Origin of the sequence: Dankookia sp. P2, from assembly GCF_050632255.1 — a bacterium.
Taxonomy (GTDB): Bacteria; Pseudomonadota; Alphaproteobacteria; order Acetobacterales; family Acetobacteraceae; genus Paracraurococcus.
Genome location: NZ_CP192581.1, coordinates 1,629,988 through 1,645,313, shown reverse-complemented (window position 1 = coordinate 1,645,313; position 15,326 = coordinate 1,629,988). Strand labels below are relative to the sequence as shown.

Here is a 15,326-nt window from a genome sequence, read left to right as displayed (position 1 = left end):
GCTTGCGGCTTCGTGTCCGGGGCGGGCCCCTGCCGCTGCCGCCTGCATGGTATGGGGCCGCGAAAGCCCGCGTGGCTGCCTTGATGCACGTGAATGGCCGGGGAGGGGAAATGACGGTCGCAACAGGCCGCAGGATGGCGCCCGCGACGCTGCGGATTCGCGCCGCGGTCGTTGCGGTGCTGCCCTGCAGCGTCGCCTTCGCGCAGGAGCCGCCTACGGCGACGCTGCCCACGGTTGAATCCGTCGCCACCTCGCCCCTGCCGGCCGGCGGCGTGCCGCGTGATCGTGTCCCCGGCAACCCGCGTAGCGTCTCCGCCGCCGACCTGGCACGGGAAGGCCGGCCCGACCTGGTGGATACGCTGGTGCGGCTGTCCGCCGGCGTCACGGTGAACGACGCGCAGGGCAATGCCTTTGCGCCCGACGTCTCCTATCGCGGCTTCACCGCCTCGCCGCTGGTCGGCACGCCGCAGGGGCTGGCGGTCTACCAGAATGGCGTCCGCATCAACGAGGCCTTCGGCGACACGGTGAACTGGGACCTGATTCCGTCCAATGCCATCCGCTCGGTCGACCTGATCGGCAGCAACCCGGTCTTCGGCCTGAACGCCATCGGCGGCGCGCTGGCGCTGCGGATGAAGACCGGCTTCGATTCACCGGGCGCGCGTGTCGATGTCTCGGGCGGGTCCTTCGGCCGCGCCGCGATGGGGCTCGAATACGGCAAGCAGGTCGGCAATGTCGCGGCCTACCTGGCGATGGAGGGGCTGAGCGACGATGGCTGGCGCAATGCCTCCCCCACACGGCTGCGGCGGCTCTATGGCGATATCGGCGCGCGCGGGGAACGCGCGACGCTGAACCTGTCGATCGGCGCCGGCAGCAACGCGCTGGGCGGCAACGGCCCGGCGCCGGTGCAGCTGCTGGCGGCCGATCGGCGCAGCGTCTTCACCTATCCAGACCGCACCTACAACCGCATGGTCACGCTGCAGGCGCGCGGCACCTACGAGCTGGCGGAGGCCTGGAGCCTGGAGGCGAACGCCTATGTCCGCAGCTTCCGCCAGCGCACGCTGAACGCCGACATCGCCGAGGCCGAAGGCTGCGAGGATCCTGGCCTCGGCGGCCTGCTCTGCACCGATGCCGGCCAGCCGCTGCGGACGACCGGCGGCGGCGCGATCGGCACGGATGCGCTGGGCGACGCGCCGGCGGGTGCGGTGAACCGCACCGCGACCAACAGCCTCGGCACCGGCGGCGCGGCGCAGATCGTCTCGACCGAGCCGCTGCTGGGCCGGCCGGCGCGGGTGGTGTTCGGCGCCAGCTACGACCATGCCGGCACGGACTTCTCCGGCACCACCGAATCCGGCAGCGTCACCGCCGACCGCACCGTGGCGGGCAGCGGTCTGATCCTCGACATCCCCGGCAGCGGTGTCCAGCCGGTGCAGCTGAGGACGACCACCGCGACCTGGGGCATCTTCGGCACCGGCACCTGGGAGGTGACGCCGCGCCTGGCGGCGACGCTCGGAGGCCGGTTCAACACCGCGCAGGTGCAACTGCGCGACCGGATCGGCACCGCGCTAGACGGCGACCACCGGTATTCCCGCTTCAACCCGCAGGCCGGCCTGACCTGGCGCGTGCTGGACCGGGTGACCGCCTATGCCGGCTATGCCGAGGCGAACCGCGCGCCGACCCCGGCCGAGCTGGCCTGCGCCGACCCGCTGCGGCCCTGCACGCTGGGGGCCTTCTTCCTGTCGGACCCGGCGCTGAAGCAGGTGGTCAGCCGCACGGTGGAAGCCGGGATCCGCGGCACGCTGCCGCCGGCCTGGCTCGGCGGCCGCACCACCTGGAACCTCGGCCTGTTCCGCACCGGGCTGACCGACGACATCCTGCTGGTGCAGAGCGCGATCCAGGGCCGCGGCTACTTCCAGAACTCCGGCGACACGCGTCGACAGGGGATCGAGGCCGGCCTGGGCTGGCGCGACGAGCGGCTGGCGCTGGCGCTTGACTACGCGCTGATCGACGCGACCTTCCAGACGGCACAGCGGCTGCCGAGCCCGAACAATCCCTTCGCCGATGCCGATGGTGCCATCCCGGTGCAGCGCGGCGACCGCATCCCCGGCATCCCGCGCCAGCGGCTGCGCCTCGATGCGGAATGGCGCGCGACGGAGGCCTGGCGCATCGGCGGCGCGCTCATCGTCAATGGCAGCCAGTACCTGCGCGGCGACGAGGCGAACCTGCTGAAGCCGGTCGCCGCCTATGCCACGGTCAACCTCCGCACCAGCATCCAGATCGCGCCGGGGGTGGAGGCCTATGGGCTGGTGCGCAACCTCTTCGACCAGAAGTCGTCCAGCTTCGGCACGCTCTACAACCTGCAGACCGCGAGCGCGCTCAATCTCGGCCTGACCGATCCGCGCACGCTGACGCCCAACCTGCCGCGCGCCTTCTACGCCGGGATGCGCTTCGTATTCTGAGCCTCATTCATCCAGGCGGAAGCGTACCGGCACCTCGACCCAGGCCTCGACCGGCATTCCGTTGCGCAGCGCCGGTGCGATCTCCCAGCGGCGGGCGGCGGCTTCCGCGGCCTCGTCCAGCGCACGGTGGCCGGCGGAGCGCAGCAGGCGGATCTCCTGCGTCGTGCCATCCGCGGCGACGCGGAGGCGCAGCATCGCGGTGCCTTCGATGCCCGCCTCGCGCATGCGTTCGGGATAGGCGGGCGGCGCGGGCGGGCGGCGGAAGCGTGGCGTGCCGCTGAGGACCGGGACCGCCGCGGGCGCGGCCGGTGCAGCCAGCATTGGCGTGGCGAAGGCGGCGGGCTGCGCAGGTGCCGGGGCAGGCGCCGGGTTCGCGGCACGTGGCCGCGGTGCCGGTGGCGGCTGCGGCGGCGGCAGGGGCAGCGCGGCTTCCGGCTGGGGCACCGCCAGGCTCGCCATCAGTTGGGATGGTTGGGTGGCGAAGAGCGCAGTCGGATCAGCCGGCAGTTCGGCGCTGTCCATCTCGGGGATCGGCAGGGGCGGCAGATTGGCCGGGACGGACGGCGCAACAGGCATGGACAGGGTATGGACCTGCGTCGCCAGCGCGTCCTCCGGCTCGATCCCCTCCGTGACAGTGGGGCCGAGCGGTGCAGCCTCCGTGGCAGCACCCGGCATCGCCTCCGCCGGCACGCTCATTGCCGGCGCGACTTCCGCGACCGGTAGCCACACCACCTGCATTGCCGGCTCGGCCCCGGGCAGCGCCGGGACCGCGCGCCAAGCCAGCGCCACGGCCACCATCGCGCCCGCCGCGCCATGCAGCGCGGCCGAGCCGAGCAGCCCGGCGGCAAGCGGTCGACGCTTCCGCGGCTGGGCCATGCGCGCCTGCCCTCCCTGCAGGACCACCTGTATCGGTGGATCTCCACGGTGCATGCTGCGTTGGCAAACCGGCAACGACCAACCCGGCGCCGCTTCAGATTCGCGCGATGCCGTCAGGCCGCCGCACGTCGCGCAAGCATCCCGCGCTGCGGATCGTAGCCCAGAACCGCGGCGCCGCCGAGGACCAGCAGCGCCAGGGTCACCGCGGCGCAGGAGATCGGGTCGAACTGGCCATAAAGCGCAAAGCGGATCAGCTCGACCGCCTGGGTGAAGGGATTGGCCAAGCAGACATACCAGAGCGGCAGGCTCGCCTCCTGCACCCGCCAGAGCGGGTAGAGCGCGGAGGAGGCGAAGAACATCGGGAAGATGACGAAATTCATCACTCCCGCGAAATTCTCCAGCTGCTTGATCCAGGAGGACAGCAGCAGCCCGAGCGCGCCGAGCATCATCCCCGAAAGGATCAGCGCGGGCAGCACGGTGAGGTAGCCGATCAGCGGCGGCTCCACCTCCCAGAACCGCGCCACCAGGAGGAAGACATAGACCTGCGCGATGCCGACCAGCACGGCGGCGAGCAGCTTGCAGAACAGCAGCCACCAGCGCGGCAACGGGCTGGTCAGCAGCACCCGCATGCTGCCGACCTCGCGGTCATAGACCATGGAGAGACTGGACTGCATGCCCTGGAACAGCAGCACCATGCCGGCCAGGCCGGGCACAATGTAAACCTCGTACAGCACATAGGTCTGGTAGGGCGGGCTGATCGAGACGCCGAGCACGAAGCGGAAGCCGGCGGCGAAGATCGCCAGCCAGACCAGCGGCCGCACCAGCGCGGAGAAGAAGCGGCCGCGCTGGTGGATGAAACGCAGCGCTTCCCGCCGCACGATGCCCGAAAGGCAGCGGAGCCAGCCGGACAACGGAATTCCGCCCTGGGCCATGGATGTCGCCTCCCCGGCCAGTGTCGCGCGGCCGGGAAAGGCTTCGCCAGGGCTGAGACGGCGTGGACCTTCGCCTCGCGCGGCCAGTAGCGTACCGCGCGGCAGGCGGTGAGGAAGGCCGGGATGTCCTTGACGCCGTTCAGCGCCACGAGATCCGTCATCCATCTCGGTCAGCCCGGCTTTCTGGAACAGCGGCTTGGCCGTATCGGCAAAGCCGATGAACTTGGCGTGGGCGTAGGCATCGCTGACGAAGTCCTTCGCCGTCGCCTCGCGCGCCAGCAGCGCCGCACCTTCTGCCGAGGCCAGCACCACCACGGCGTCGTAGAGCACCGAGGGGCCGCCATTGATCTTCTGCTGCGCCTCGATCGTCTTGCCGTCGCTGGTCTTCACGCCGCCGACCTTGGGGGCGATCAGCTCCATCATCGCGCCTTCCGCCTTCACCGCGGCCTGCAGCGCCGTCAGCAGCGCCGCATCCGTGCCGTCCGTCACCAGCACGCCGAGCTTGCGGCCCTTCATGTCCTTCGGCCCGTTCTTCAGGATGCTGAGCGCCGGGGAGGGCTTGGTCTCGACCCGCTTGCGGGCCGGCGGCGCGGCCTCCGGCATTGCCTCGAGCCCGAGGCCGTCGGCGACCTTCCTCGCCAGCGACTCGTCGACATTCAGCAGGTGCGAGACGACGCGGGCGCGGATCGCCGGGGTCTCCACCTTGCTCAGCTCGAAGACGAAGGCGTTCTTGATATGGGGTCTGCTCGACCTCGGTCTGGCTCAGGTAGAACTGCCGGGCCTGGCTGTAGTGGTCGGCGAAAAGCTCGGCACGGATGCGCCGCTTCTCTCCGCTTTCGACTGCGGGATAGCTGCGGAAGCCGCGCTCGCGCGATCTCGCGCGGGCCGCCGATCGTGGCGCCCCAGGGATCCGGCTCGTAGTTCGCCCGCCCGCCCGGGTTGCGCATGGCCATGTGGCCGTCCTGCTGGAAATGCGCGACATGGGTCTTCGGCGCATTGATCGGCAGATGGGTGAAGTTCGGGCTGCCGAGCCGCTTCAACTGGGTGTCCAGGTAAGAGAATTGCGCCCCTGCAGCAGCGGGTCGTTGCTGAAGTCGATGCCAGGAACGATGTTCTGCGTGCAGAAGGCGACCTGCTCGGTCTCGGCGAAGAAGTTGTCGACCATGCGGTCGAGCACCAGCCGGCCGACGCGGCGCACCGGCACCAACTCCTCCGGGATGATCTTGGTCGCGTCCAGCACATCAAAGTCGAGACTTGTCGGCGAAGGCCTCGTCGAAAAGCTGCAGGCCCAACTCCCATTCCGGATAATCGCCGGCCTGGATCGCATTCCACAGGTCGCGGCGATGGAAATCGGGATCGGCGCCGTTGATCTTCACCGCCTCGTTCCATACCACCGACTGCATCCCGAGCTTCGGCTTCCAGTGGAACTTGACGAAGGTCGACTTGCCCTCGGCATTGACCAGCCGGAAGGTGTGGACGCCGAAGCCTTCCATGAAGCGGAAGGAGCGCGGGATCGTCCGGTCCGACATGATCCACAGCAGCATGTGGGTCGATTCCGGCGTCAGGGAGACGAAGTCCCAGAAATTGTCATGCGCCGTTTGTGCCTGGGGAAGGCGCGGTCCGGCTCCTGCTTCGCGGCATGGACCAGGTCGGGGAACTTGATGGCATCCTGGATGAAGAAGACAGGGATGTTGTTGCCGACCAGGTCCCAGTTGCCCTCCTTCGTGTAAAGCTTCACCGCGAAGCCGCGCACGTCGCGCGCGAGGTCGGCCGAGCCCTTGTTGCCGGCGACGGTGGAGAAGCGGACGAAGGCCGGCGTCCGCTCGCCCTTGCGCTGGAACAGGTCGGCATGGGTGATGTCGGACAGCGAGTCATAGGTCTCGAAGAAGCCGTGCGCGCCGTAGCCCTGGGCATGCACCACGCGCTCCGGGATGCGCTCGTGGTCGAAATGGAAGATCTTCTCGCGGAAGTGGAAGTCTTCCAGCAGGGTCGGGCCGCGCGGGCCGACCCGCAGGGAGTTCTGGTCGTCGGCGACCGGAATGCCCTGCTGCGTGGTCAGCACGGGCACCTCGCCGCCGGCCACCTGGTGAGTCTCGCCGCCCTGACCGCGCTGGATCTCGGCATCTGCGATCCGGGCAGGCTTCAGGGCATCGGCATTGGGATTGGCGGCCATGCGGGGGCTCCTATGGGGGTGCCGGACGCTGCGCGGCAGCATGGGCGGGTCCGGCTCGCAGCCACAACGCCGCGGGCGAGCCCAGGTTGACGCCCGGGGGATGACTTTCCGCCATGGGATGGCTAGGACGCTGTCCTTTGCCCGTTCGCCCAGTGAGTTGCCCCCATGACCGACACCCTGCCCGACCGCCTTTCCACCGATCCGGCCAGCCCCTTCTACAACGAGGAGTTGCTGGCCCGCGGCGTCGGCATCCGCTTCAAGGGCGTCGAGAAGACCAATGTCGAGGAATACTGCGTCAGCGAAGGCTGGGTGCGGCTCTCGGTCGGCAAATCGGTGGACCGCCGCGGCAAGCCGATCACCATGAAGCTGCAGGGGACAGGTCGAGCCCTACCTGCGCCGAAGCCCGGAGCCGCCGGCGGCCTGAGCGCCGACCGATGACGGCGATGCGGCACGTCCTCACCCTCGCCTGCCCGAACCGGCCGGGCATCGTCGCCGCGGTCTCGACCTTCCTGTTCGAGGCGGGGGCGAACATCGCCGAGGCGCAGCAATACGACGATCCGGAATCGCAGCGCTTCTTCGCCCGCATACTCTTCGACCACCCGGAGGCGCAGTTGGACGAGGCGGCGTTGCGGGCGGGCCTGCGGCCGATCGCCGAGCGCTTCCGGATGGACTGGACGCTGCGCAACCTGGCGGAACAGCCGCGGGTGATGCTGCTGGTCTCGAAATCCGACCATTGCCTGGCGGATATCCTCTATCGCTGGCGGATCGGCGAACTGCCGATGGTGCCTTCCGCCATTGTGTCGAACCACCCGCGTGAGACCTTCGCGCATCTCGACTTCGACGGCATCCCCTTCCACCATCTGCCGGTCACCCGCACCACGAAGATGGAGCAGGAATCGGGCGATCTGGGCGCTGGTTCAGGAGACGCGGACCGATGTCGTCATCCTGGCGCGCTACATGCAGGTGCTGTCGGATGGGCTGGCGGCGAAGCTGGCGGGGCGCTGCATCAACATCCACCACTCCTTCCTGCCGGGCTTCAAGGGGGCGAAGCCCTACCACCAGGCGCATGCGCGCGGGGTGAAGCTGATCGGCGCGACGGCGCACTACGTCACAGCCGCGCTCGATGAAGGCCCGATCATCGAGCAGGATGTCGAGCGGGTGACGCATCGCGATAGCCCCGAGGACCTGGTGCGCAACGGCCGCGACATCGAAAGGCGGGTGCTGTCGCGGGCGCTGCGCTGGGTGCTGGAGAGCCGGGTGATCCTGAACGGGTCGAAGACCGTGGTGTTCAGCTGAAGTTGGATGGCCGGCGCGAAGCCGGCCACCATGGCTAGTCCGGGGTGATGTTCCCGGCCTTCACCACCTGGGTCCAGCGGGCGATCTCCTGCTGCTGGAAGGCGGCGAATTCCTTCGGCGTGTTGGCGACGATGTCGAAGCCGAGATCGGTCAGCCTTGGCGCCACCTGCGGGCTGCGCAGCGCCTCGACCGCCGCCGCATGGACGCGCTGCAGCAGCGCCGGCGCCATGCCGGGCGGGCCGCCGAAGCCCTGCCAGGAATAGACGACGAAATCCTTCAGGCCGGCCTCGATCGCGGTCGGGACATCGGGCAGCACCGGGCTGCGAGCCTCGGCGGTGGTCAGGATGGCCTTCAGCCTCCCGTCGCGGATATGCGGGATGACCGCGCCGAGATTCTGGAAGGATACCTGCGTGGTGCCGGCGATCAGGCTGGTCGTGGCCGGGCCGCCGCCGGAATAGGGACATGGGCCATGTCCGGTGCAGGTGGCCAGCTTGAACATCTCGCCGGTCAGGTGGTCGGAGGAGCCGACGCCGCTGCTGGGATAGGCCGCGGTCTTCGCGTTCGTCTTCAGCCAGCCGACCAGGCCGGCGAGGTCCTCGACCGGCACCGCCTGCGGGTTCACCACCAGGATGTTCGGCGTCCGCACCGTCTGGGTGATGCGGGTCAGTTGCGCCACCGGGTCGTAGCCGAGGTTCGGCCGCAGCGCGACGTTGATCGCCCAGGTGCTGATCGGCGCATGCATCAGCGTGGCGCCATCGGGCGCCGAGCGGATCACCTGCCGCGCGCCGACCTCGCCGGTGGCGCCCGGCCGGTTCTCGACCACGAAGGGCTTGCCGGTGGTCTGCTGCAAGTATTGAGCGATCGAGCGGCCGATGATGTCCGAGGACGAGCCGGCGGCGAAGGGGACGATGATGGTGACCGGCTTGTCCGGCCATTCCTCCGCCTCGGCCCGCGCGCGCAGCGCGGGCATGGCGAGGAGGCCGCCGGCCCCCAGCAGGGTGCGACGATGCATGGTTGTTTCCTCCTGGCGTCCTGGCCTCAGCGGCCCTTGGCCTTCCGCCACTCGGCAATATTCAGAAGGTTCCGCCTCGTCCGTCGCCGGGTAGAGGCCACGGATGCTGCGGCCCTCGGCCACCTTCTCGGCGACGAAGTCCTCATAGGCCGTCATCTCGGTCGCCTCGGCGGCGATCTCGTCCGCCAGCGCCGCAGGGATGACGATGACGCCGTCGCAATCGCCGACCAGCACGTCACCTGGGAAGACCGGCGCGTCGCCGCAGGCGATCGGCTCGTTGATGCCGATCGCCTGGTTGAGCGTCAGGTTGGTCGGCGCCGAGGGGCGGGTATGGGAAGGCGGGGATGCCGGAGCGCGGCGATCTCCGCGCTGTCGCGGAAGCCGCCATCCGTCACCACGCCGGCGACGCCGCGCATCTTCAGCCGGCCAACCAGGATGGCGCCGGCCGAGGCGGCGCGGGCATCCTTGCGGCTGTCGAAGACCAGCACCGCGCCGGGGGGGGCATTCCTCGATCGCGACGCGTTGCGGGTGGGTTGGATCACGGAAGACCGCCAGGGTGTTCAGGTCCTCCCGCGCCGGGATGTAGCGGACCGTGTAGGCCTCCCCGACCATGCTCTCCTTCGGCGTGTGCAGGGGCAGGGCGCCCTGGATCATCTGCCCGCGCAGGCCGCGCTTGTAGAGCGCGGTGGCAAGCGTCGCTGTGCTGACCTTGGTCAGCTTGGCGCGGGTCTCGGCGGAAAGGGTCATGTCGGTAGATCACCGGCTCGGGGACGGGCGCGCCGAAATCGGTGCGCAGGAAGTCGAAGTCGCAGCCCTGGTCGGCCTGCTCGATATGCTTGGTGAAGGCCTCAGCCATAGCCGCGCTCGAAGCGCGGCGGCGGCGCCACCCACTCGGCGCGGCGGCGCGCCAGCTCCTCGTCGGAGACCTCCATGCGGATCGAGCGGGCATCGACGTCGAGCGTCACGATGTCGCCGGTCCGCAGCAGGGCCAGTGGCCCGCCGATATAGGATCCGGGCGCCACGTGGAGGATGCAGGCGCCATAGCTGGTGCCGGACATCCGCGCGTCCGAAAGCCGCAGCATGTCGCGCAGGCCCATCTTCAGCAGCTTCTTCGGCATCGGCAGCATGCCCCACTCCGGCATGCCCGGGCCGCCCTGCGGGCCGGCATTGCGCAGCACCAGCACGCTGTCGGGGGTGAAGGGGTAGCTCTCGTCGTCCACCGCCTTCTTCATGCTCGGATAGTCGTCGAAGACGACGGCCGGGCCGCTGTGCTTCAGGAACTTCTGGTCCATCGCCGCCGGCTTGATGACGCAGCCATCCGGCGCCAGGTTGCCCTTCAGCACCGCCAGCGAGCCCCTCGCCATAGATCGGGTTCGCCGTGCTGCGGATGACGTCGTCGTTGTAGACCTTCGGAGCCCTCGATGTTCTCGCCGAGCGTCTTGCCGGTGACGGTGACGCAGTCGAGGTGCAGGTGCTCGGTGATGTTGCCCATCAGCGCCTTGATGCCGCCGGCATAGAAGAAGTCCTCCATCAGGTACTTGTCGCCCGAGGGGCGGACATTGCCGATGACGGGGACGCGCCGGCTGAAGCGTTCGAAATCCTCGAGCCCGATATCCTGGCCCGCGCGGCGCGCCAGCTGGCGATCAGGTGGATGATGGCATTGGTCGAGCAGCCCATCGCCATGGCGACGGCGATCGCATTCTCGAAGGCCGGGCGGGTCTGGATGCGCTGCGGCGTCAGGTCCTCCCAGACCATCTCGACGATGCGGCGGCCGCTTTCGGAACAGAGCCGGATATGCCCGGCATCGGCGGCGGGAACGGAGGAGCCGCCCGGCAGCACCATGCCCACGGCCTCGGCGATCGCCGTCATCGTGCTGGCGGTACCCATGGTCATGCAGGTGCCGTGGCTGCGGGCGATGCCGGCCTCGACGCCCAGCCAGTCCTGCTGCGTGATCTTCCCGGCGCGCAGCTCGTCCCAGTACTTCCAGGAATCAGACCCGGAGCCCAGCGTCTTGCCGCCCCAATTGCCGCGCAGCATCGGCCCGGCGGGGACGAAGATCGCCGGGATGTTCATGCTGGTCGCGCCCAGCAGCAGGCCCGGCGTCGTCTTGTCGCAGCCGCCCATCAGCACCGCGCCGTCGACGGGGTGGGAGCGGAGCAGCTCCTCCGTCTCCATCGCCAGCATGTTGCGGTACATCATCGTCGTCGGCTTGACGTAGCCTTTCGCTGACCGAGATCGCCGGCAGTTCCACCGGGAAGCCGCCCGCCATGAGGATGCCGCGCTTCACGTCCTCGGCCCGCTGCCGCAGGTGGGTGTGGCAGGGGTTCAGGTCGGACTCAGGTATTGACGATGGCGATGACCGGCTTGCCGGTCCATTCCTCCGGCGAATAGCCCATCTGCATGGCGCGGCTGCGATGGCCGAAGCTGCGCAGGTCGGCCGGGCCGAACCAGCGGGCGGAGCAGCAGGTCGGCGGCCTGCTTGCGGGAGCGGCATCTGGGTCACGGACGATCCCTTCTTATGCGATGACGGGGGTGAGCGCCGGCTTTCCGGCCAGCACCGCGCGCGATGTTGTCGAGGGCCAGCATGCCCATCGCATCGCGCGTCTCGACGGTGGCGCTGGCGACATGCGAGGGTCAGGAAGACGTTGGGCAGCGCGGCGAGGCGCGGGTCGCCACCGGGTTCCTTCCGGTAGACATCGAGACCGGCGGCAAACAGGTGGCCGGATTGCAGCGCCTCGACCAGCGCGTTCTCCTCCACCAGGCTGCCGCGGGCGGTGTTGACGAAGACCGCGCCGGGCTTCATCCGGGCGAAGGCGGCGCGGTCCATCAGGCCGTCGGCGCCGGCGCCGCCCGGCAGGTGCAGGGAGACGATGTCGCAGCGCGGCAGCAGCGCCTCGAGGCTCTCGACATACGCCGCTCCCGCTTCCAGCGCCGCCGGCAGGCGGCTGCGGTTGTGGTAGAGCACGCGCATCCCGAAGCCGCGCGCCCGCTGCGCCACGGCGCGGCCGATCCGCCCCATCCCGACGATGCCGAGCGTCCGGCCGCTCGGGCGCAGGCCCAGCAGGTCCGGCATGCCGTAGCGCTCGGTCCAGCCGGCCCGCATGATGCGGTCGTATTCGGATGCCCGGCGGCAGGCGCCGAGGATCAGCAGCATGGCGAGGTCGGCCGTGCAGTCGGTCAGCACGTCCGGGGTGTTGGTCACCACCAGCCCGTGCGCCACCGCGGCGGCGACGTCCATGTGGTCGGTGCCGGCCGAGGGATTGGCGATGATCCGCAGCCCCTGCGGCAGCGCCGGCAGCTCGGCGGCGGCGAGCCTGACCTTCGGCCCGGTCAGGATGCCTTCCGCGCCATGCTCCCGCGCCGCGGCGACGGCTTCGGCGGTGTCCATGTCGTGCCCGGCCAGCAGCGCGTCGAACTCGCGGGCGGCACGGGCGGCCACGGCTTCGGGGACGCGGCGCGCCACCAGGATGCGGGCCATGCGCTCAGTCCAGCCGGATATGGGCGCGGCGGGCGACCTCGCCCCAGCGGGCGCTCTCGGCGGCGACGAAGGCGCCGAACTCGGCCTGGGTATTGCCCACCGGGGTGATGCCCAGCTCCTGGAAGCGCTGCGCGACCAGCGGGGTCTTCAGTGCCGCTACCGCTTCGTCATGCAGCCGGGCGAGGATCGCCGGCGGCACCTTCGCCGGGGCGAAGAAGCCATGCCAGGACAGGCTCTCGAAGCCCGGGACGCTTTCCGCCACGGTCGGGATCTCGGGCGCCGCAGGGCTGCGCTGCAGGCTGCCGACGCCGAGGATGCGCAGCTTGCCCTCGCGCGCGAAGGGCAGGACCGAGGAGAGGTTGTCGAAGGTCATCGGCAGCTCGCCGGTCAGCATCGCCGTGGTGATCTGGCCGCTGCCGCGATAGGGCACGTGCTCGATCTGCGTGCCCGTCAGCTGCATGAACAGCGTCCCCGCCAAATGCGTGGAGGTGCCGACGCCCGAGGTGCCGAAGGGCGTGTCGCCCGGCTTCTTCTTGAGGAAGGCCACCAGCTCCGGGATGTCCTTGGCCGGGAAATCATTCGACACCGCCAGCGCATTGGGCTGGGACGCCAGCTGCGTCACCGGGGCGAAGTCGCGCGCCACGTCATAGGGCATCTTCGGGTAGATCACCGGGTTGATGGCGTGGCTGCTGATGGTGCCGAGGCAGAAGGTGTGCCCATCCGGCGTCGCCCGCGCGCAGGCCTCGGAGCCGATATTGCCGCCAGCGCCGGCGCGGTTCTCGACCACGATCGGCTGGCCGATGGACTTGCTCATCTCGGTGCTGACGAGGCGGGCGATGGTGTCCGAGACGCCGGCCGAGAAGGGCACGATCAGCCGGATCGGCTGGTTCGGCCACGGCGCCTGGGCCAGGGCGGGCAGCGCGGCGAGGGACAGCAGGGCGGCGGCGGCAAGGCGACGCGTCACGCGGGACATTCCTGGTTTCCTCCCTGCCGCAGATGGGCGGCACGCTTGAAGCTGCGATCCCATATATCAGATGCGGCTGGCCTGCCAAGATATTGGCTTGCGCCCCCGGGCCTGTTACCGATGGATCGCATGACGCCGCCCGACTCCGTCCTCGCGCCCAACGATGCCGCCGGCGTCTCGGCCCTGAGGCCGCTCGGGCCGCGCCGCTCGGCCGCCGAGATCGCCTATGACCAGCTCCGCCAGGCGGTGATCACCCTGGCCCTGCCGCCGGGCACCATCCTCTCCCGCGCCGAGCTCGCCGCCCGGCTCGGCGTCAGCCAAACCCCGGTGCGGGAGGCGCTGATCCGCCTGCAGGAGGAAGGGCTTATCGACGTCGTCCCGCATTCGGCGACGCGGGTGGCGCGGATCGACCTGGCCAGCGCGCGGGAGGCGAGCTTCCTGCGACTGTCGGTCGAGGTGGAGATCGTCCGCCGCCTGGCCGCATCCCCCACCCCCGTCCTGGCGGCCGGGTTGCGCGGCGAAATCGCCCGGATGGCCGAGCTGCACGCCCAGGGCGACCAGGACGGGCTGGCGACGGCGGACGAGGCCTTCCATGGCCTGCTCTATCAGGCGGCCGGCGTGCCCGGGCTGCGCGAGCTGATCCGCAGCCGCAGCGGCCATCTCGACCGGCTCCGGCGGATGCACCTGCCGGCGCCGGGCAAGGCCGCGCGGATCATCGCCGAGCACGGGGCGGTCGCCGAGGCGATCATCGCCTGCGCACCGGAGGCGGCCGAGCGCGAGCTGCGGCGCCACCTGTCGCATACCTTCACGGAGCTGGACCGCATCCGCGCGGCGCACCCTTCGTTCTTCTGAGCCTCACGCGTCCGGCATCACCGCCGCGTCATTGCCGGTCTGCGCCGCCTTGCCCCGCTTCCGGCCCGGCCGCTAGAACCTTGCATGATGCCGCCCCGTCCCGTCCGAGTCGCCCCATCGCTCCTCGCCGCCGATTTCGCCCGGCTGGGCGAGGAGACGCGCGCCGTCGCCGCCGCCGGTGCCGACTGGCTGCATCTCGACATCATGGACGGGCATTTCGTGCCGAATATCAGTTTCGGCCCGGTCATCGTGAAGGCGCTGCGCAAGCACGCCAGCATCCCCTTCGACGTTCACCTGATGATCGCCCCGGCCGATCCCTACCTGCAGGCCTTCGCCGAGGCCGGGGCCGACCTGATCAGCGTGCATCCGGAAGCCGGGCCGCACCTGCACCGCACGCTGCAGACCATCCGGGGCCTCGGCAAGCAGGCCGGCGTGGTGCTGAACCCGGCGACGCCGGTCTCCTCAGTCGAGAACGTGCTCAAGCTCTGCGACCTCATCCTCGTCATGTCGGTCAATCCGGGCTTCGGCGGGCAGTCCTTCCTCGAAGGACAGCTCGGCAAGATCGCCATCCTGCGGCAGATGATCGACGCGCATGTCGCCCAGGGCGGGCAGCCGATCGCGCTGCAGGTCGATGGCGGCGTCACCGCCAGAACCGCCCCGCGCTGCATCGAGGCCGGGGCCGACGTGCTGGTCGCCGGCACCGCGGTGTTCGGCGCGCCGGACTATGCGCAGGCGATTGCTTCGATCAAGGGCCAGGCGGCGCCGGCCGCAACCAAGGAAACGGCCTGATGCGGCCGGCGGGGCGGGCCGATGCGTGAACTGATCCGCGGCACCCGCCGCTTCATCGCCGGTCTCAAGCCGGTGAAGGTGCCGGATGCGCCGGCGCGGTCCTTCCGCGACCTCTGGCCCGGCGATGCCGGCCGCGGCGCCCGGCTGCTGCGCGCCGAGATTCGAGGTGCTGGGCACCACCCGCCGGCTGGAGCCGGGCGGCGAGGGCTGGGAGGAGACCGCCGGCCCGGTCACCTGGCGCGCCGCGGCGCACGGCTTCGCCTGGCTGCGCGACCTTCGGGCCTTGGGCACCGATACCGCGCGGATGCGCGCCCGCGACCTGGCCGAGGACTGGCTGGAGCGCGGCGCCGCCGAGACCCTCGCCCAGGCGCCCGAGGTCGCTGCCGCCCGCGTCTCCGCCTGGCTCGGCCATTGGGACTTCCTGGCGGCCACGGCCGAGGACGGGTTCCGCAAGAAGCTGCTGGTCCGTCTCGCCCAGGATGCCCGCGGCGTGGTCGG

The 15,326-nt window shown here is 70.2% G+C and carries 7 protein-coding genes and 5 pseudogenes; 5 read left to right on the top strand and 7 right to left on the bottom strand.

Translation table 11 applies throughout. The annotated features are described in order from the left end of the window. The first annotated feature begins 110 nt into the window (after positions 1–110). Positions 111–2,456, top strand: coding sequence for a TonB-dependent receptor (locus ACQ86J_RS09830; protein WP_431270960.1), 2,346 nt, complete (start codon positions 111–113; stop codon positions 2,454–2,456). Between the two features lie 3 nt (positions 2,457–2,459). On the opposite strand, the gene ACQ86J_RS09825 is transcribed toward ACQ86J_RS09830, so the two are convergent. From ACQ86J_RS09825 to ACQ86J_RS09815, 3 genes and pseudogenes are all read right to left on the bottom strand, one after another. Then, positions 2,460–3,332 carry a TonB family protein gene (locus ACQ86J_RS09825; RefSeq protein WP_431270959.1) on the bottom strand — a complete coding sequence of 291 codons (873 nt, stop codon included), beginning with the start codon at positions 3,330–3,332 and terminating at the stop codon, positions 2,460–2,462. A gap of 113 nt (positions 3,333–3,445) precedes the next feature. Further along, a pseudogene (locus ACQ86J_RS09820) lies at positions 3,446–4,171 on the bottom strand (ABC transporter permease); the annotation flags it as partial. A 149-nt stretch (positions 4,172–4,320) separates the two neighbouring features. Then, positions 4,321–6,437 (bottom strand): annotated as a pseudogene (locus tag ACQ86J_RS09815) (catalase); the annotation flags it as partial. A gap of 165 nt (positions 6,438–6,602) precedes the next feature. Between ACQ86J_RS09815 and ACQ86J_RS09810 the strand changes: the two are divergent. Then, a complete protein-coding gene (locus tag ACQ86J_RS09810) occupies positions 6,603–6,875 on the top strand; it encodes a DUF3297 family protein (RefSeq protein ID WP_431270958.1) in 273 nt (90 codons plus the stop codon). Further along, a pseudogene (gene purU / locus ACQ86J_RS09805) lies at positions 6,872–7,733 on the top strand (formyltetrahydrofolate deformylase). The gene ACQ86J_RS09810 and the pseudogene purU overlap by 4 nt, the downstream one beginning before the upstream one ends. A gap of 34 nt (positions 7,734–7,767) precedes the next feature. Here purU and ACQ86J_RS09800 read toward each other — a convergent pair. From ACQ86J_RS09800 to ACQ86J_RS09785, 4 genes and pseudogenes are all read right to left on the bottom strand, one after another. Continuing rightward, positions 7,768–9,492 (bottom strand): tripartite tricarboxylate transporter substrate-binding protein, encoded by a 1,725-nt coding sequence (locus ACQ86J_RS09800; RefSeq protein WP_431270957.1) that lies wholly within the window; start codon positions 9,490–9,492, stop codon positions 7,768–7,770. A gap of 4 nt (positions 9,493–9,496) precedes the next feature. Further along, positions 9,497–11,255 (bottom strand): annotated as a pseudogene (gene araD, locus ACQ86J_RS09795) (L-arabinonate dehydratase); the annotation flags it as partial. Between the two features lie 182 nt (positions 11,256–11,437). Next, a pseudogene (locus tag ACQ86J_RS09790) lies at positions 11,438–12,133 on the bottom strand (NAD(P)-dependent oxidoreductase); the annotation flags it as partial. 94 nt (positions 12,134–12,227) lie between these two features. Beyond that, entirely contained in the window at positions 12,228–13,196 is a 969-nt protein-coding gene (locus ACQ86J_RS09785; protein ID WP_431270956.1) for a Bug family tripartite tricarboxylate transporter substrate binding protein, read from the bottom strand. Between the two features lie 120 nt (positions 13,197–13,316). On the opposite strand from ACQ86J_RS09785, the gene ACQ86J_RS09780 reads away from it, so the two are divergent. Both ACQ86J_RS09780 and rpe read left to right on the top strand, forming a co-directional pair. Beyond that, on the top strand, positions 13,317–14,039 hold the full coding sequence (locus ACQ86J_RS09780; protein WP_431270955.1) for a GntR family transcriptional regulator: 723 nt from the start codon (positions 13,317–13,319) through the stop codon (positions 14,037–14,039). Between the two features lie 84 nt (positions 14,040–14,123). Continuing rightward, positions 14,124–14,828: a ribulose-phosphate 3-epimerase gene (gene rpe, locus ACQ86J_RS09775; RefSeq protein WP_431270954.1), complete on the top strand. Its 705-nt coding sequence runs from the start codon at positions 14,124–14,126 to the stop codon at positions 14,826–14,828. Positions 14,829–15,326 lie beyond the last annotated feature (498 nt).